At 64.6% G+C, this 18490-nt stretch carries 14 protein-coding genes; 8 read left to right on the top strand and 6 right to left on the bottom strand.

Features of this window, described 5'->3' with window-relative positions:
* Positions 1-78: 78 nt before the first annotated feature.
* The 4 genes from ACQKPZ_RS12315 to ACQKPZ_RS12300 all read left to right on the top strand — a co-directional run bounded on the left by ACQKPZ_RS12315 (position 79) and on the right by ACQKPZ_RS12300 (position 5310).
* Positions 79-534 carry a (2Fe-2S)-binding protein gene (locus ACQKPZ_RS12315; protein WP_391131821.1) on the top strand — a complete coding sequence of 152 codons (456 nt, stop codon included), beginning with the start codon at positions 79-81 and terminating at the stop codon, positions 532-534.
* Positions 534-2783 carry a xanthine dehydrogenase family protein molybdopterin-binding subunit gene (locus ACQKPZ_RS12310; protein WP_391131819.1) on the top strand — a complete coding sequence of 750 codons (2250 nt, stop codon included), beginning with the start codon at positions 534-536 and terminating at the stop codon, positions 2781-2783. Before ACQKPZ_RS12315 ends, ACQKPZ_RS12310 begins: the two co-directional genes overlap by 1 nt.
* An 18-nt stretch (positions 2784-2801) precedes the next feature.
* The gene (locus ACQKPZ_RS12305) at positions 2802-4145 is read left to right on the top strand and encodes a c-type cytochrome (RefSeq protein WP_427538225.1); all 1344 of its coding nucleotides are present in this window, start codon (positions 2802-2804) and stop codon (positions 4143-4145) included.
* A gap of 142 nt (positions 4146-4287) precedes the next feature.
* Positions 4288-5310, top strand: coding sequence for an XdhC family protein (locus ACQKPZ_RS12300; protein WP_427538222.1), 1023 nt, complete (start codon positions 4288-4290; stop codon positions 5308-5310).
* Here ACQKPZ_RS12300 and ACQKPZ_RS12295 read toward each other — a convergent pair whose 3' ends face one another.
* From ACQKPZ_RS12295 to ACQKPZ_RS12285, 3 genes are all read right to left on the bottom strand, one after another.
* Positions 5311-6099: a substrate-binding periplasmic protein gene (locus tag ACQKPZ_RS12295; RefSeq protein ID WP_427538219.1), complete on the bottom strand. Its 789-nt coding sequence runs from the start codon at positions 6097-6099 to the stop codon at positions 5311-5313. It lies immediately after the preceding gene.
* Between the two features lie 159 nt (positions 6100-6258).
* Positions 6259-6459: a DUF1289 domain-containing protein gene (locus ACQKPZ_RS12290; RefSeq protein ID WP_012271937.1), complete on the bottom strand. Its 201-nt coding sequence runs from the start codon at positions 6457-6459 to the stop codon at positions 6259-6261.
* 8 nt (positions 6460-6467) lie between these two features.
* Entirely contained in the window at positions 6468-6785 is a 318-nt protein-coding gene (locus ACQKPZ_RS12285) for a hypothetical protein (protein ID WP_427538216.1), read from the bottom strand.
* 316 nt (positions 6786-7101) lie between these two features.
* On the opposite strand from ACQKPZ_RS12285, the gene ACQKPZ_RS12280 reads away from it, so the two are divergent.
* Positions 7102-8850 carry a BCCT family transporter gene (locus tag ACQKPZ_RS12280; RefSeq protein WP_427538213.1) on the top strand — a complete coding sequence of 583 codons (1749 nt, stop codon included), beginning with the start codon at positions 7102-7104 and terminating at the stop codon, positions 8848-8850.
* Positions 8851-9015: 165 nt separating this feature from the next.
* Here the strand turns inward: ACQKPZ_RS12280 and ACQKPZ_RS12275 are convergent, their stop codons facing one another.
* Positions 9016-9678, bottom strand: coding sequence for a response regulator (locus tag ACQKPZ_RS12275; RefSeq protein WP_391131807.1), 663 nt, complete (start codon positions 9676-9678; stop codon positions 9016-9018).
* Positions 9675-11069: an ATP-binding protein gene (locus tag ACQKPZ_RS12270; protein WP_427538210.1), complete on the bottom strand. Its 1395-nt coding sequence runs from the start codon at positions 11067-11069 to the stop codon at positions 9675-9677. Before ACQKPZ_RS12270 ends, ACQKPZ_RS12275 begins: the two co-directional genes overlap by 4 nt.
* A gap of 151 nt (positions 11070-11220) precedes the next feature.
* Here ACQKPZ_RS12270 and ACQKPZ_RS12265 point away from each other — a divergent pair, with 151 nt between their 5' ends.
* Genes ACQKPZ_RS12265 through ACQKPZ_RS12255 form a run of 3 tightly spaced genes read left to right on the top strand, consistent with a single transcriptional unit; the run spans position 11221 to position 16929 of the window.
* Entirely contained in the window at positions 11221-12414 is a 1194-nt protein-coding gene (locus ACQKPZ_RS12265) for an efflux RND transporter periplasmic adaptor subunit (RefSeq protein ID WP_427538207.1), read from the top strand.
* 1 nt (position 12415) lies between these two features.
* On the top strand, positions 12416-15550 hold the full coding sequence (locus ACQKPZ_RS12260) for an efflux RND transporter permease subunit (protein WP_427538204.1): 3135 nt from the start codon (positions 12416-12418) through the stop codon (positions 15548-15550).
* Positions 15550-16929, top strand: coding sequence for an efflux transporter outer membrane subunit (locus ACQKPZ_RS12255; protein WP_427538201.1), 1380 nt, complete (start codon positions 15550-15552; stop codon positions 16927-16929). The genes ACQKPZ_RS12260 and ACQKPZ_RS12255 overlap by 1 nt, the downstream gene beginning before the upstream one ends.
* A 157-nt stretch (positions 16930-17086) precedes the next feature.
* Here ACQKPZ_RS12255 and dddP read toward each other — a convergent pair whose 3' ends face one another.
* On the bottom strand, positions 17087-18433 hold the full coding sequence (gene dddP, locus ACQKPZ_RS12250) for a dimethylsulfonioproprionate lyase DddP (protein ID WP_427538198.1): 1347 nt from the start codon (positions 18431-18433) through the stop codon (positions 17087-17089).
* Positions 18434-18490: the final 57 nt, after the last annotated feature.

The following is an 18490-nucleotide window of genomic DNA, read 5'->3' as shown; positions in this document are numbered from 1 at the left end:
CGTTTCTTCTCTGGGGAACAACGTATTCCCCACACAGAATAATCAATGCGACAGCAACCGATGATTGGCAGGTGAACCATGGAACTACGCATCAACCAGAAGACCTACCAGGTCGAGGTGGACGCCGATACGCCCCTGCTGTGGGTGATCCGCGATGACCTGGGGCTGACTGGCACCAAGTATGGCTGTGGCCTGGCCCAGTGCGGCGCCTGCTCGGTGCTGGTAGACGGCAATGTGGTGCGCGCCTGTGTTACCCCTGTGGCTGGCGTGGCAGGGCGTGAGGTGACCACCATCGAGGCGATCGAGGCCGATGCTGTCGGCAAACGGGTGGTCGCGGCCTGGGTCGAGCATCAGGTGGCCCAGTGCGGCTACTGCCAGTCCGGCCAGGTGATGGCGGCCACGGCGCTGCTCAAGCACACCCCCAAACCGAGTGACGCGCAGATCGACGCCGCCATGGTCAACCTGTGCCGCTGCGGCACCTACAACGCCATCCATGCCGCTGTGCACGGCCTGGCTCAAGGGGAGCAGGCCTGATGAACACGCCCGTCGATACGCCTGCCGAGTTGCTCAAGCTGCAACTGGGCGAGACCGTCAACCTGTCACGGCGGCGCTTTCTTGCTGGCACGGCGGTCGGTGCCCTGGTGCTGGGTTTTGGCCTGCCCATGGGGTCGGCCCGGGTGCAGGCCGCAGTTGCTGCGACCGCGGAACGGGGCACTCAGGTGCCGGCGTTCCTGGAGATCCGCCCGGACGGTACGGTGCGCCTGCTCAGTCCGTTCATGGAGGGCGGGCAAGGCCCCTTCACCGCCATGGCACAAATCGTCGGTGAAGAGCTGGATGTCGACCCTGCCCATTTCGTGGTCGAGAGTGCGCCACCGGGCGAAGCCTATGTAGTAATGGAAAACGGCATGCGCATTACCGGCGGCAGCATGTCGGTGCGCATGAGCTACCCGACCATGCGCCGCCTGGGCGCCCTCGCCCGGGCCATGCTGCTGCAGGCCGGTGCCCAGCAGTTGGGCGTGCCGGTTGAAGAACTCTCGACCACACCTGGCAACGTGGTACATACCACGACCGGCCGCTCCATCCCCTATGGCGAACTTGCCGGCCGCGCCATGGACCTGCCGGTGCCCGACCCGGCCAGCGTCAAGCTGCGCGACCCCAGCCAGTTCCGCTGGATCGGCAAGCCCGTGCGCCGCCTGGACGCCTACGACAAGTCTACCGGCAAGGCCCAGTACTGCATCGACATCAAGGTCGACGGCATGCTCCACGCCGCCGTGCAACACGCGCCACGCCTGGGCATGACCGTGGGCGGCCTGCGCAATGAAGCGCAGGTCAAAGCCATGAAAGGCGTGCATTCGGTGCATCAGTTACCGGGCGCCGTGGCCGTGGTCGCCGAGCGCTGGTGGCATGCCAAGCGTGCGGTGGAGGCGATTCAGGTGGACTGGCAAGAGGCCGCTGCCGACTCGAAGGTGCGAGCGATGCCGGCAGACTTCTCCAGCGATGGCTGGCGCGAGCACCTGGCCACGGTCGAAGGCCCGGCCCGCGATGAAGAAAACCAAGGCGATACTGCGGGCGCCTTGAGCAACGCCAAGACCAAGGTCGAGGCCAGCTACCACAACCAGTACCTGAACCATGCCCAGCTGGAGCCACCCTCTGCCCTTGCCCGCTTCAACCCGGACGGGACGCTGGACGTGTGGCTGCCCAACCAGGCGCCGGACATGTTCCGCGACGACATTGCCAAGCGCACCGGCCTGGAAACTGCGCAAATCAACCTGCACTCGCCGCTGCTGGGCGGTTTCTTTGGTCGCCACTTCCTGTACGACTCAGCCAACCCCTACCCCCAGGCCATTGCCTTGGCCAAGGCAGTGGGGCGGCCGGTGAAACTTATCTGGAGCCGTGAAGAAGAGTTCCTGCGCGACGTGCTGCGCCCGGTTGCCGTGGTCAAGTTCCGTGCTGGCCTGGATGCAGACGGTTTTCCGGTTGCCCTGGAAGCGGTCAGTGCCACCGAAGGCCCGACCGAAGCACTGGCCGGCAAGCAAGGCGACAAAATCGACCCGACCGCGCTTGAAGGGCTGTCGGGCAAGGCCTACGCCATCGCCAACAAGCGCATCGCCCAGATCTATGTGAAAGGCCCGGCCATGCTTGGCTACTGGCGCTCGGTGGGCAATTCGCTGAACGACTTCTTCTACGAGTCGTTTCTCGACGAACTGGCCGACAAAGGCGGCAAAGACCCCTTCGAACTGCGCCTGCACCTGCTGCGCGACAACCCGCGCCTGACCAACCTGCTGAACGCGGTCGCCGACCTGTCCGGCGGCTGGAAGCGCGGCCCGTTCACTGCCGACGATGGCAGCAAGCGGGCACGTGGCGTGGCCATGGCCTCGCCCTTCGGCTCGGAGGCGGCAGTCATTGCCGAAGTGTCGATCGAGAATGGCCAGGTCAAGGTGCACGATATCTGGCAGGCCATCGACCCGGGCAGCATCGTCAACCCGGCGATCATCGAGCATCAGGTGAACGGCGCCGTAGCCTTGGGCCTGTCGCAGACGCTGGTGGAAGAAGCGGTGTACGTGGATGGCAAGCCGCGGGCCCGCAACTACGACCTGTACCCGATCCTGCCGCCTTCGCGCATGGCCCGGGTGCATGTGCGCATCGTCGAAAGCGGAGCGAAGATGGGCGGCATTGGCGAGCCTCCGTTGCCGGCCGTAGCCCCGGCGGTAGCCAACGCGGTCGCGCAACTGACCGGCCAGCGCGTACGCAGCCTGCCGTTGAGCCGCCATACCTTCAGCTAGCGCACAAGGAACGCCCCCATGACCCATCGTTTCGCAAGAACCGCTGGCTGGCTGGCGCTGCCGTGCCTGGTCGCGGCAGGCCTGCTGGCCTGGTATGTCACCCGCGAGCCCGCCTCGCCGTTTGTGGACGCACAGGCCTCTGCCGCCGACCCGGCACTGGTCAGCCGTGGCGAATACGTGGCCCGGCTCAGCGACTGCGTGGCCTGCCACAGCCTGCCGGAGGGCAAGCCGTTCGCGGGCGGGCTGGAAATGGCCACCCCGCTCGGGGCTATCCACGCCACCAACATTACCCCTGATCGCGACAACGGTATCGGCAGCTACAGCCTCGCCGACTTCGACCGCGCCGTACGCCAAGGTGTCGCGCCCGGCGGCCGGCGGCTGTACCCGGCCATGCCCTACCCGTCCTACGCCAAACTCAGTGACGACGATGTAAAGGCGCTATACGCATTCTTCATGCACGGCGTGCAACCGGCCCGGCAGGCCAACCTGGCCAGCGACATCCCCTGGCCGCTGAACCTGCGCTGGCCCATTGCCCTGTGGAACGGCCTGTTCGCCGCCACCACGCCATACGCCGATAAACCTGGGCAGGATGCGCAATGGAATCGCGGCGCCTATATCGTTCAGGGCCCTGGCCACTGCGGCAGCTGCCATACGCCACGCGGCCTGGCATTCAACGAAAAGGCGCTGGATGACAGCGGCAAGCCCTTCCTGGCCGGCGCCCTGCTCGATGGCTGGTACGCACCAAGCTTGCGTGCCGACCACAACACAGGGCTGGGACGCTGGAGCGAAGACGAGATCGCGCAGTTTCTCAAGACCGGCCGTAACCGCCATGCAGTCGTGTTCGGCTCGATGACCGAGGCGTTCAACAACTCCACGCAGTTCATGAGCGACGATGACCTGGCGGCCATCGCCCACTACCTGAAGTCGCTGCCCGGCGACCCGCAGCGCGATGGGGCGCCGTGGCAGTACGTGGCCGAGTCGGCAGCAACACAGCTCGACAGCCCAGGCGCACATACCTACGTGACCCGCTGCGCGTCGTGTCACGGACTGGAAGGCAAGGGCCAGGACCAATGGATGCCACCTTTGGCGGGGGCAACCTCGGCACTGGCTAAAGAGGGCGCTTCTGCGATCAACATTACCTTGAACGGTTCGCAGCGGGTGGTGACGGCGGGGTTGCCTGATGCCTACCGCATGCCGGCGTTCCGGGAGCAACTGAGTGACCAGGAAATTGCCGAAGTACTGAGCTTCGTGCGCACGGCCTGGGGTAATCATGGCGGCAGCGTGGATGCGCAGGCGGTGGGCAAGTTGCGTGGGCATACCGACCCGGCCAGCAGCAGCCCGATCATCTTGCATATGCGCTGAGACAGGGGTGCCTGTGCCCGCCTCTTCGCGGGCTTGCCCGCTCCCACAGGTACTGCACAGGATTCGAAGCTGTCGAAAATCCTGTGGGAGCGGGCGAGCCCGCGAAGAGGCCACTCACAACCTTCAGGTTTAAAGGAGCCCCATGGAAAGCATCGACCTGCTGGTACTGCGCACCACCCGAGACTGGCTCGCCGCTGGCCACCGCGTCCTGCTGGCCACGGTCGCCCGCACCTGGGGTTCATCCCCTCGCCCGGTCGGCTCGATGATGGCCTTGCGCGCTGATGGCCGGGTGGTCGGCAGTGTCTCCGGTGGCTGTATCGAGGACGACCTCATTCACCGTTACACCACTGCCCACGGCGGCCCCGGCATGCCCAACGGCCTGCCCCAAGTGGTGCGTTACGGCGTAAGCGCCGATGAAGCACACCGTTTCGGCCTGCCCTGTGGCGGCACACTGGAGCTTGTACTGGAGTTCACACCGCCGCTGCAGCACCTCGAACGGCTGCTGGCCTGCCTTGACAAGGGCAGCCTGGTCCGCCGATGGCTCAACCTGCACAACGGTGATATCAGCCTAACCCCCACCAGCACGCCCGACCTGTTCAGCTTCGATGGCCAACACATGCTCAGCACCCTGGGGCCGGGCTACCGTTTACTGCTGATCGGTGGTGGCGCACTGGCCGAGTACCTGGCCACCATGGCCCTGTTCAATGGTTTCAACGTTTCGCTGTGCGACCCACGCCCCGAGTACACCGCAGGCTGGAGCGTGGCCGGCGTCAACCTGCTGGCCGGCATGCCCGACGACGTGGTCCGCGCCTTCACCCCGGACCTGCGCACTGCCATCGTTGCCGTCAGCCACGACCCGAAGCTGGACGACCTGGCCCTGCTCGAAGCCTTGCACAGCCCGGCGTTCTACATCGGTGCCATCGGCTCGCGGCGCAACAGCCAGCTGCGCCGTGAGCGCCTGATCGAGCACTTCGGCGAAAGCGAGGCGTCGCTGCAACGCTTGCACGGCCCGATTGGCATCTACATCGGCAGCAAGACCCCGGCCGAGATCGCCGTCAGCGTCATGGCTGAAATCCTCGCGGCAAAGAACGACGTCAGCCTGCCAGGCGCGGTCAACGTGACCCGGGCCAAGCACGCACGGGAGGCCGCGCACCTTCCTCGCTGATTACTGCCACCGCTCCAGGTTCTGCTGCAGCAACTGCTGCGGCAACGCCCCGGCCACGATCTTTTCCATTTCCCGCGCCAGCGCTTCACGCAAATGCGGCTGATTGCAGGGTGAATCATGCGAAAGCGCCAGGTACAGCCCTTCGCTGGAGATAGGCGGCTCCAACACCTGCACAGTGCTGGCAATACCCAAGGTGCGCGCCAGCGCCATGCCAGGGTACTGCTCGTACACGACATAGTCGCTGCGTTTGTGCATGAGTTTTTCGAATGCCTGCCTGGCGCTGGGTACTGCTTCGAGGATGAGGTTGGCCCTGGCAAAGTCGTCGAACTGCTGACCGTGGCTGTTGTTGACCAAGGTCCCGCCCTTGCGGCCTTTCAGGTCTGCCCATTGGTGGTAGGCAAAGGCATTGTCCTGGCGTACCCAGACCACACTGGGCGTGTGCAGAAATGGCGGGGTGACGAAGTCCATCTGCTGCTGCCGGGCCTGGGTCATGAAGTACCCGGCCATCAAGTCGATCCGGCCGGTGCGCACCTCTTCCTGCGCACGCGACCACGGCCCGCCGTAAACCACCTCGATCTCCAGCCCCAACTGCTTGCCCAGGTACTTGAGCAGGTCAGCGTTGGCACCGATCAGTTGCTGGGGGTTTTGCGGGTCGCGCCACAGGTACGGGGGGTATTCCGGGTTGCCGGTGGCGGTCAACCGCCGGCAAGGCTCTTGCGCTACCGCAGCCAATGGCAGCAGCAGGCACGACAACAGGAGCAAGCCGTGGCGAAAGCAACGCTCGATCATCTACAACCCTCGGCACAAGTTACATCCGGTGACCCGGCGTGGTGGCCAAAGGCTGCCACATCCTGTGATCAACTGCAGCATTCATCTGCGCGTGCTGTAGACAGTCTGGACCCTGTGCGAAAAGTAGATGGGCCTTTCATCGGCTAACGCCGGGAGGGTTCAGTCGGCATTCTGTCGCTTGGCTGCCTTCTTGGCGATAGCCTTCATCCGCGTTGCCGCCCGCTGCACGGTGGCCATCTTTTCCGGCCGTTTCATGCCCCGCCACTTGCGGATTTCGTCACGGGTGCGACCACAGCTCACGCACAGCTCGCTGTTGAGCTGGCATAACGAGACGCAGGGGTTGTCGATGTCTTTGGCCATGCCACCACTCAGCCAGGCAGCTCTGCCCGCGCACGCTCGGCAGCGCTCTGGAACACCTGGCGCACTTCCTCGGCTTTGACCTTGCTGACCGACCTGGCAGCCAGTAGCTCATCAACCACCCGGATGCACTGGCCCAGGGCGGTGTCCAGTTGCTCGGCGTCAGACGCGTCAGCGATATCACCCAGATAAGGAGCGATGAGGTACACGTAACGGTCCTGCAGCTTGAGCGCTGCCAGCGCGTCGAGGGCTTTCTGGAACCGATCGGCAGCGGCAGGGCTCATGCTCAATTTATCGAAATGAATCAGGCTCACACGATCAGTGGCCATTTTGACGAATCTCCGTTTCCTGGTACGGCCAGGCCCGCAAGCAGCAGCGCTTCTACGGTGCTCGGATGGGCGGGCCCGGGTAATGCCCATCAGGGTACCAGAACCCGAGGCAGAAAGGGCTATTGCCCCCAGAACTAAAAGTATTTGCCAAGTCGCGCAAGGGACGCCCCACGGCGTTATCGAGACAGGGGGCGCCTCTTCCTGCGCAGGATAATCGCGCCAGCATTCCACCCCGCCGAGGCCGTCATCGAACTCGGTAGCCCATACAACAACAAGCCTGCGCGCGCAGGTAAGCCACAAAGGGGCCTCATCATTCATGGCAAAGGAACACATCACCGAAACGCTCGACCTTGGCGTGACGGACCCCTCGAAAACCGCAGAAGCCCGCCAGGACCGGCATTTCGAGGGCAAGCTCGACTGGGTCGTCTTCGGGTTCACCAGCCTCCTGGCAATCGCCTTCGTACTCTGGGGCTTCCTTAACCAGGCCAGCCTCGCCAGCAGTGCTTCCAGCGCACAATCCTGGGTCATTCTCAACTTCGGCTGGTTCTTCGTACTCACTTCCACCCTGTTCGTGGTGTTCGTGCTGTGGCTGGCCGCCAGTCGCTATGGCCGGGTGCCACTAGGGCGCGATGGCGAACAGCCAGAATTCCGCACGGTGTCCTGGGTGGCGATGATGTTCAGCGCCGGCATGGGCATCGGCCTGATGTTCTTCGGTGTTGCCGAGCCGCTTTCGCACTATGTGTCGCCGCCACCCGGTTCAGCCACCGGGCAGACCAGCGAGGCGATGCAGGTGGCGATGGCCACCACCCTGTTCCACTGGACCCTGCACCCCTGGGCCATGTACGCCATCGTCGGCCTGGTGATTGCCTATGGCACCTTCCGGCGCGGCCGTTCACAGTTGATATCCGCAGCCTTCCGGCCATTGATCGGCAAGCACGCCAATGGCCCGCTCGGGCGCCTGATCGACATGATGGCGATTTTCGCCACGCTGTTCGGCTCGGCGGCCTCGCTGGGCCTGGGGGCCCTGCAGATTGCCGGTGGCCTCGAGTACAACGACTGGATCGAGAGCCCCGGCAAGCTGTTCTACATCGCGATCATCACCCTGTTGACCATTGCCTTTGTCACTTCGGCTGTGTCGGGCATCGGCAAGGGCATCCAGTGGCTGTCCAACACCAACATGGTGCTGGCGCTGGTACTGGCGGTGTTCGTGTTCATGGTTGGCCCGACCCTGCTGATGCTCAACCTGCTGCCGACCTCGATCGGCATCTACATCAAGATGCTGCCTGAAATGATGGCACGCACCAACGCCAGCGGCGGTGAGCAAATGAACAGCTGGCTGGCCGGCTGGACCGTATTCTATTGGGCGTGGTGGATTTCCTGGACACCGTTCGTGGGCATGTTCATCGCCCGCATCAGCCGCGGCCGTACCATCCGCCAGTTCGTGACCGGGGTATTGCTGGTGCCTAGCCTGGTCAGCCTGGTGTGGTTTACCATTTTTGGCGGTGCGGCTATCGATGCCGTGCGCGAAGGCGCCTTCCAGTTGGCCAATGGCGCGGTCAACAGCAACCACGCGCTTTACCAGCTGCTGGACAGCTACCCGCTGGCGTCGGCTACTTCGGTGCTGGTGATGATCCTGGTGGGCATCTTCTTCGTTTCCGGTGCCGATGCGGCGTCGCTGGTGATGGGCACACTGTCGGAACACGGCACCACCGCGCCCTCGCGGCGCACGGTGATTTTCTGGGGTGCGCTGACCGGTACCGTAGCGGCGATCATGCTGGCGATTGGCGACCCACGGGACCCGGGCGAGGCGCTGACGGGGCTGCAGAACCTGACCATCGTCGTGGCCCTGCCCTTTGTGGTGGTGATGGTGCTGTTGTGCCTGGCCCTGTACCGCGACCTGCGCAAGGACCCGATGATGCTGCGCCACCTGCGCGGTAACGAGCTGATCGAGAAGGCCGTGCTGTATGGCGCGGTGAAACATGGCGAGGAGTTTTACATTGTGGTGCAGGAAAAGAAGGCTTCGGTGAAGGCGGCAGCAGCAGCGAGCGAAGCGTCCGAAATCTGATGCTCCAGCCGTGCGCGGTGCGTGTAGGAGCGGCCTTGTGTCGCGATGGGCTGCAAAGCAGCCCCAGGAATTTGTGCTGCGATGCTGAATTTCTGGGGCCGCCTTGCGCCCCATCGCGACACAAGGCCGCTCCTACAGGGGACCGGGCAAGCTTTCAGATATGAGTCACTCGAACTCCAGGCTATACCCCACCCCATACACCGAACGGATCGGGTCATGCCCAGGGGTTACCGCCTCCAGCTTGCGCCGCAGGTTCTTCACATGGCTGTCCACAGTGCGGTCAGCCACCACCCGGTGGTCCTGGTAGATGTGGTTCATCAACTGGTCCCGCGACAGCACCTGCCCCGGGCGCACCGCCAGTGCTGCCAGCATGCGGAACTCTACCGGTGTCAGCTCCAGCGCCACACCCCGATAGCGCGCCTGGAATGCGCGGGCGTCCAGCTCCAGGCCCGGGTTGGCTGGCTGCTCACCACTGCGGCGCAACACCGCCTTGACCCGGGCTACCAGCTCCCGCGGCGAGAACGGCTTGCAGATGTAGTCATCCGCCCCCAGCTCCAGGCCCAGCAAGCGGTCGATCTCGTCCACGCGGGCGGTCATCATGATCAGCGGCAGGCGGCTGAAACTGCGCAACTCTCGGCAGATATCCAGGCCATCACGCCCCGGCAGCATAAGGTCGAGCAGCATCAGGTCGTACTGGCCCTGGCGAATGGCCGGGATCACTGCCAGGCCGTCGACCAAATGCTCGACAACATACCCCCCCGCACGCAGGTAATCACCCACCAAGGCGGCGAGCTTGGGCTCGTCTTCCACCAGCAGAATCCGGTTCATGCGTGTTCTCCTGCAACCGGCAGGGCCAACGCCAGCAGCAGCCCACCCATGGGCGAGGCCTTGGCTGTCAGTCGGCCACCATGCACTTCAGCGATACCGCGGCAGATCGCCAGGCCCAGCCCGGTGCCACCGCTGGCCCGGTTGCGCGAGCGCTCGGCGCGGTAGAAGCGCTCAAACAGGCGCGCCAACGATGCGCTGTCCACGCCGGGGGCGGTGTCTTCACATTGCACCAGCACCTGGTCACCCTCCTGAAATGCACGCAAGACGGTAAGGCCACCGGCATCGGTATAGCGGCGGCTGTTCTCCAGCAGGTTGTGCAGCAACTGGCCCAGACGCGCTTCGTCGCCCAGCACCCACAATGGCTGCCCGGGCAGTTCAAGGCGCAATTGCAGGCCAGTCTCGGCAAAGCCGGCCTGAAAGGCTTCTGCCACCACGGGCAACAGCACGCACAGGTCGATGCGCTCGCGGCGGTAGGTGGGGCCACCGACTTCCGCCAACGACAGGTCGAACAGGTCGTCGACCAGCTTGCTTAGCGCACCTACCTCGCCCTGCAATGAGCGCAAGGCATTGCCGTCGATGGGGCGAATGCCGTCTTCCATGGCTTCCAGCTCGGCCCGCATCACCGCCAGCGGCGTGCGCAATTCGTGGGAGATATCCGCCATGAAATCGCGACGCAGGCGCTCGTTGCTGGCCAGGGTGGCAGCCATGCGGTTGAAGTCACCGGCCAGTTGCCCGGCTTCGTCTGCCGAGCGCACCGGCAGCTGTATGGCGTAATCGCCTGCTGCCAGGCGGTGAGTGGCGCTCGCCACTTCGCGGATGGGCCGCAACAAGGCACGGGTCAGCCACCAGGCGATAACCGCCGTGGCCAGCAAGCAGGCCAGGCCGATCAGCAGGCTGGAGCGCAGCTGGTTGAGCTGGAAACGCTGGTCGCCAATGCTGGTCACGGACTGCAAGGGTGCCAACGCCATCCAGCCAACCACCTGACCCTGGTGGTGGATGGGGCGCAACAGCATGTCGGCAAGGGCACCCTGGTAGCCGATGATCGGCTGACGTTGCGCATCGAGCAGGGCAAAACGCACAAACGCGCCGGTCAGGTCGGAAACAGTCAGCAGGCTGGCGTCGAAACGTGCTTCGGGCAGCACGTCTTCCGGGCGCAGCAGCTCGAACCACTGGTCCTTGTCGCGGCGTATGAAGTCCCAGCTGCCATTACGCGCAAAGGCCTGCTCGACCCTCGGCACGATGCGGTCCATGCGTTCTTCGGCCTGCTGGTTGAGGTAACCCAGAAAGCCGTACTTCAAACTCAGGTAGGCGGCAAACACCATGCCCAGCACGGCAAACGCGCACACCGCGAGCATGGCGAAGAAGAATTTGCGTGAAAGGCTGACTTTCATGGCACCGCCGGCACATTGGAATTGCCCGTATTGAAGCGCGCAGGCCCAGGTGCCGCAAGGCTCGCTGGGCAATCTCCACGTTTTCTGCACATTGCCTGCACAATTGCCGCGCACGCTGGCGGCATCGAAATCCATTGGCTCGGAGCCTGCGATGCCTACTTTATTCCACTCCCTGATGTTTGCCCGTTCGCCCCTGGCGCGTGCCCTGTTGCTGGGGGCCGGCCTGCTGGTCATTGGCGGCTGCCGTGAAGCCGAAACTGGCCCCGCAGCGCCCCCCGTGCAGGAAGTTGCCGTGTACGAGGTGACCACTGCCGCCCAAACCTTGACCACCACCCTGCCCGGTCGCGCCAGTGCTCACCTGATTGCAGAGATTCGCCCACAGGTCGGCGGCATCATCCAGAAGCGCCTGTTCAACGAGGGCGATACAGTCAAGGCCGGCCAGGCGCTGTACCAGATCGACCCGCAGCCTTACCAGGCCACGCTCGCCCAGGCCGATGCCACTGTCAGTTCGGCCCGCGCCACGCTCAAGGCCGCCGAGCTGAAGGCCAAGCGTGATGCGCAACTGGTGAAGATCGACGCCATCAGCGCCGAAGACAACGAAAGCGCCCAGGCCGCCCTGCTCGAAGCCCGCGCCAGCCTGCAATCGGCCCAGGCCGCACAGCGCACCGCGCGTATAAACCTGGACTACACCCGCATCAATGCTCCGATCGATGGCCGCACGGCCACCTCGTCGGTGACCCCCGGCGCACTGGTCACCGCCGAGCAGACCACCGCGCTGACCACCGTGCAGCAACTGGACCCGATCTACGTCGATTTCACCCAGCCCAGCAGCACCCTGCTACGCCTGAAACGCGAACTGGCCGAAGGCAAGCTGGCGCCCGGCACGCAGCAGGACGCCACGCGTATCAGCCTGGAGCTGGAAGACGGCAGCACCTACGCCCATGCCGGTACGCTTACCTTCAACGGCGTGAGTGTGGATGAAAGCACCGGCAGCGTGACCTTCCGCGCCGTGGTGCCCAACCCCGATGGCCTGCTGATGCCGGGCATGTACCTCAAGGCCACCGTGCAGGAAGGTGTGCAGGCGGACGCCATCCTGGTACCGCAACAAGGCGTAAGCCGCGACGAACGTGGCGACGCCACCGCCCTGGTGGTGGTCGATGGCAAGGTGCAGCAACGCGAGCTGACCCTGGCCCGTGCGGTGGGCAACCGCTGGTGGGTCAGCCAAGGCCTGGCTGCCGGTGACCAGCTGATCGTACAAGGCCTGCAGAAGGTGCGCGTCGGCCAGCAAGTCCAGGTACAGGGCAACGCCCTGACCGCCCGCAACGACAGCAAACGAGGCGAATGACATGGCACGTTTCTTCATCGACCGGCCAATTTTCGCCTGGGTCATCGCCATCCTGGTGATGCTCGGTGGTGGCCTGGCCATCTTCCAGCTGCCGTTGGCGCAATACCCCAACATCGCCCCGCCGCAAATCAGCCTTAGCGCCACCTACACCGGCGCCTCGGCCAAAACCATGGAAGACTCGGTAACCCAGGTGATCGAGCAGCAGATGACCGGCCTGGACGGCCTCACCTACATGTCGTCCAGCAGCAGCTCGGCGGGCAGTGCCTCGATCACCCTTACCTTCGAGGCCGGCACCGACATCAACACCGCGCAGATGCTGGTGCAGACCAAGCTGGAGCAAGCCAAGGCACGCTTGCCAGAGGCCGTGCAGCAACAAGGCATCGAGATTCACAACTCGGCCAGCGACTTTTTGATCATTCTCTCGCTGGTGTCGGACAACCCCGATGTCAGCGCCACCGACATCAGCGTCTTCATCTCCAGCACCCTGTACGACCAGATCAGCCGGGTCAGCGGTGTCGGCCAGGTCACCACCCTGGGGTCAAGCTATGCCATGCGCATCTGGCTCGACCCGGACAAGCTCAAGCAATACGCACTGATGCCATCGGACGTAAGCAGCGCCCTGGAGGCGCAGAACGTCGACACCTCCGCCGGCCAGCTGGGCGCCCTGCCCGCCCGCGCCGGCCAACAGCTCAACGCCACCATCAACGCCCGCAGCAAGCTGCAGACCGCCGCGCAGTTCCACGAGCTGGTGCTCAAGCACAACAGCGCGGGCGCGGTGGTGACGCTGGCCGACGTGGCCCGTGTGGAGCTGGGCAGTGAAAGCTATGACGTGGTCGCCGAACACAACGGCCGCCCCTCCGGCGGCCTGGCCGTAAGCCTGGCCACCGGCGCCAACGCGCTGGACGTGTCCGAGGCGGTGCAGGCCAAGCTTGCCGAGCTGGAGCAGTTCTTCCCCAGCAAGCTGCAGCTGCGCAGTGAAGTGGCCTACAACACCGCGCCATTCGTGAAGATTTCCATCGAGGAAGTGGTCAAGACCCTGTTCGAGGCCATCGCCCTGGTGGTGCTGATCATGTACCTGTTCATGCAGAACCTGCGCGCCACGCTGATCCCGGCCATCGCCGTGCCGGTGGTGCTGCTGGGCACCTTTGGTGTGCTGGCCCTGCTCGGCTACTCGATCAACACCCTGACCATGTTCGGCATGGTGCTGGCCATCGGCCTGCTGGTGGACGACGCCATCGTGGTGGTGGAAAACGTCGAGCGCATCATGGCTGAAAAAGGCCTGCCCCCACGCGAGGCGACGCGCCAGTCGATGGGCGAAATCAGTGGCGCGCTGGTCGGCATTGCCGTGGTGCTGTCGGCGGTGTTCGTGCCCATGGCGTTCTTTGGTGGCTCCACCGGGGTGATCTACAAGCAGTTCTCGGTCACCCTGGTGGCGGCAATGACGCTGTCGGTACTGGTGGCCATGACCCTCACCCCGGCGCTGTGCGCCACCCTGCTCAAACCCGTTTCAGCCCATGGCGAACCGCGCCGCGGTTTCTTCGGCTGGTTCAACCGCCACTTCGAGCGCACGTCCTGGCGTTACCAGCAGGCCGTAGGTTCGGTGCTGGCGCGGCCACTGCGTGGTCTGCTGGTGTACGCCCTGGTGCTGGGCGGTGTAGCGCTGATGTTCCAGAAACTGCCATCGGCGTTCCTGCCCGAAGAAGACCAGGGCATGCTGATGATGCAGATGACCCTGCCGGTGGGTGGCACCGACGAGCGCCTGCAAGCGGTGAGCAGCCAGGTGCAGGCCTACATGCTGCAACAACCGGAAGTGGCCTCGATCCTGACCGTGCGCGGCCTGGGCAATGGCGGCAACGCGCAGAACTCGGGGCGCGGCTTTATCAAGCTGAAGGACTGGAGCGAACGCCAGGGCGAAGCGCACAGCGCCGCTGCGGTGGCTCGCCGGGCCAACCTGGCATTGTCGAACATTCTCGACGCCAACGTATTCGTCATGGCGCCGCCGGCCATTCAGGGCCTGGGCCAGAGTTCGGGGTTCGACGTGCAGTTGCAGGACCTGGCAGGCCTGGGCCATGCCGAGCTGCTCAAGGCGCGCGACCAGTTCATCACCCTTGCCGCCCAAGACCCGCGCCTGGCCAATGTGCGGGCCCAGGGCCTGGAAGACACGCCCCAGCTGAACGTTGCCATCGACGACCGCAAGGCCGGTGCCATGGGCGTCGCTGCCAGTGACATCAACGCCACCCTCAGCACGGTGATGGGCGGCAGCTACGTCAACGATTTTGTCGATGCCGGGCGGGTGAAGAAGGTGTACCTGCAAGGCGAGGCCGACAAACGCATGCTGGCCGAGGACATCGGCGCCTGGTACGTGCGCAACGACAGCGATGCCATGGTGCCGTTGTCGGCATTCACCAGCACCTCGTGGAGCACGGCCTCGCCGCTGCTGGAGCGCTTCAATGGCTTTGGCGCGTACGAACTGGTTGGCGAACCGGCCAGCGGCGTCAGCTCTGGCGATGCCATGGCGGCGGTCGAGCAGGTCATGGCGCAACTGCCGGAAGGCATCGGCTATGCCTGGGCGGGCCAGTCCTATCAGGAACGCCTGGCGGGCAACCAGGCGCCGTTGCTGTATGCCATTTCCATCCTGTTCGTGTTCCTGTGCCTGGCAGCGCTGTATGAAAGCTGGTCGGTGCCGTTCGCGGTGATGCTGGTGGTGCCGGTGGGCATCCTCGGCGCGCTGGTGCTGACCGGGTTGCGCGGCCTGGACAACGATGTGTACTTCCAGGTCGGCCTGCTGACCACCGTAGGCCTGGCGGCGAAGAACGCGATCCTGATCGTCGAGTTCGCCAAGGAAGGCTACGAACGCGGCCAGGACCTGCTGGCTGCCACCCTGGAGGCCGTGCGCATTCGCCTGCGCCCGGTGCTGATGACATCGCTGGCGTTCATCCTCGGCGTACTGCCGCTGGCCCTGAGCAGCGGTGCCGGTGCCGGCGGGCGCCAGGCCATCGGTACCGGTGTGCTGGGCGGCATGCTTGCCGCCACCGTGCTCGGCCTGTTCTTCATCCCCTTGTTCTATGTGCTGGTGCAGCGCCTGGCCGCGCGCCGCAACGCCCCACGCACTGACGTTGTTGCAGGAGAAGCCTGATGCGCCTGTCCCCCCTTCCCCTGGTGCTGGTGATGGCCCTGGCCGGTTGCGTCAACCTGGCACCGGACTACCAACGCCCGACCGCCCCTGTTTCCGGGCAATGGCCGGGCACCACGGCCAGCAGCAACAACAGCGCCGACATTGCCTGGCAGGCCTTGTTTGTCGATACCCGCCTGCGCGAAACGGTGGCCCTGGCCTTGGCCAACAACCGTGACCTGCGGGTGGCGGCATTGAACGTCGAGTACCAACGTGCGCAATACCGAATCCAGCGTGCGGCACTGTTCCCGTCCGTTTCCGCCACGGCAGATGGCACCCGCCAGCGCAGCGTGAGCGATGGCAGCAACGCGGTCAGCAGCCAGTACAGTGTCGGCCTGGGTGTAAGCAGTTACGAGCTGGACCTGTTCGGCCGCCTCGGCAACCTCAAGGACGCTGCGCTGCAAGACTACCTGGCGCTGGAGCAGACCCGGCGGAGCACGCAGATCAGCCTGGTGGCCGAAGTGGCCAGTGCGTGGATGACCCTGGCTGCCGACCAGCAACTGTTGGCGCTGGCCCGGCAAACCTACGCCAGCCAGCAGCAAACCCACACGCTGGTGCAGCAAAGCCACGCGCTGGGTGGCGAGTCTGGCCTGAGCCTGGCGCAGGCGTTGAGTACCGTGGAGTCGGCACGGGCCGATGTGGCCACTTACCAAAGCCAGGTGGAGCAAGACCGCAATGCCCTGGAGTTGCTGGTGGGCCGCCGCCTGGACGACACACTGTTGCCGGGCGATGCCCGGCTGGATGCGGCGCTGTTGGTCGGCGTGCCGGCTGGCCTGCCTTCGAGCCTGTTGCAGCGGCGCCCGGATGTATTGTCCGCCGAGCACACGCTCAAAGCCGCCAATGCCGACATTGGCGCGGCGCGGGCGGCGTTCTTTCCCAGCGTCACCCTGACCGCCAGCGGTGGCAGCGCCAGCAGCGAGCTGGCCGGGTTGTTTGGTGGCGGCAGCCGCGCCTGGAGCTTTGCACCGTCAATCAACCTGCCGATTTTCAATGCCGGCAGCAACCGGGCGGCACTGGATGCGGCCAAGGTCAACCGCGAGATCGAGGTGGCCACGTATGAGAAGACCTTGCAGACCGCCTTTAGTGAAGTGGCCGATGCATTGGCGGTACGGGGGCACATCAATGAGCGGCTGGATGCCCAGCGTGGCCTGGCCAAGGCCACCGAGAAAAGCTATGACTTGTCGCTGGCGTTGTACAAGCAAGGGTCGGAGAGCTTTTTGGAGGTGCTGGACGCGCAGCGGTCGCTGTACTCGGCGCAGCAGACGCTGATCAGCCTGGAGCTGGCCGAGCAGCAGAACCGGGTGACGTTGTACAAGGTGCTAGGTGGAGGGTGGCAAGGTTGAACCCACAATCCTGACCCGACGCATCCCCCCTGTGGGAGCGGGCGCGCCCGCGAAGAATCCAACGCGGTGAATGGCACCGGCTGCGCCGGTGTTCGCGGGCACGCCCGCTCCCACAGAGATCCTGGCCACCTTCAGAAAATCTTCTGTCCTGTAACAATCAATCGCGCAGGAAGCTTTCCTCGAACGGGTAATGGGTCAACAGCTCATACCCGTCCTCGGTCACCAGCAACTGGTTCTCCAGCTTGATGCCGTCACGCCCACCCACCTCCCCCACATACGCCTCCACACACAAGGCCATGCCCGGCTGCAGCTCACCTTCGTAGCCATAGGACTCAAGGTCTTCCGGGTAACGAATGCACGGGTACTCGTCGCACAGCCCCACGCCATGGAACATCACGCCATAGCGTTGCTCGCGGCAGCTTTCCGGCAGGCGGTGGCCGTTGCGGGTGAGTTCCGTGAAACGCACGCCAGGCTTGACCATCCCGGCATTGAAGTGGATATGCTCGTGGGCGATCCGGTACAAACGCTTCTGCTCGGCCGTGGGTTGCAAGCCACCACAGATCCAGCTGCGCGACATGTCTACGCAAATGCCGTACACACCGATCAGGTCGGTGTCGAACGACAACAGGTCACCGTCGCTGAGCACCCGGGGCCCTGACTCCTGGAACCAGGGGTTGGTGCGTGGCCCGGAACTGAGGATGCGGGTTTCGATCCATTCGCCACCGCGGCGGATATTGCCGCTGTGCAGCGCTGCCCAGACATCGTTCTCGGTAGCACCCGCACGCATGGCCTGGCGCATTTCGGCAACCGAGGCCTCGCAAGAGGCCACCGCACAGCGCATCGCCAGGATTTCGTCAGGGCCCTTGATCAGCCGGGCAAACTCGGTGACTGCCTGGCCGTTGTGCACCTGCACGCCCAAGGCATCGAGCGCACGCAGGCCGGCCACTTCGATGCGGTCCACGGCCAGGCGGCGGTTGTTGCCGGCGTGGGTGCGCAGCAGTTCGTCGACCTGGGCGCAGAAGCGCCGGGCGTGTTCGTCGGTGCGGTCGCCGGTTTCGAAGTAGAAGAACGATGCCCCACTGCGCAGCTCGCTGACCAACGGCAAGTGCGCAGACAAATGGTCGCAACCATGAAAGTCCCATAGCACCACATGCCCGCTGGCGGCAACGAAGCAGGCGCGGGCCGGGTTATGGGTGGTCCATAGCTGCATGTTGGTAGTGTCGGTGGCGTAGCGGATGTTCAGCGGGTCGAACAGCAGGATGCCGCCCAGGTCACGAGCCACCAGCTGCTCACGAATGCGTTGCAGGCGGTATTCGCGCAGGGTTGGCAAATGCGGCGCCTGCAGGCCAAGCGCGGCCCATTCGGCGAAGGCCAATGGCGTAGGGCCGATTTCGGTGCGGTCGTTGTCATCCACAGAGCCATCGGCCTTGAGCGCGGCGGCGCGCTGGCGCGAAGGGTCGATACGGCGGGTATGCGCGGGGGTCGAGAACGGCGATGTCATCATGGCTGGCGGTATTCCGTTGGTTATTGTTGTGTGGAAAACAGCGTTTGAACCGGGGGC

The sequence above is a fragment of the Pseudomonas sp. NPDC089547 genome, from assembly GCF_050280665.1.
Taxonomy (GTDB): domain Bacteria; phylum Pseudomonadota; class Gammaproteobacteria; order Pseudomonadales; family Pseudomonadaceae; genus Aquipseudomonas.
This window is presented reverse-complemented; position numbering and strand designations above follow the sequence as displayed.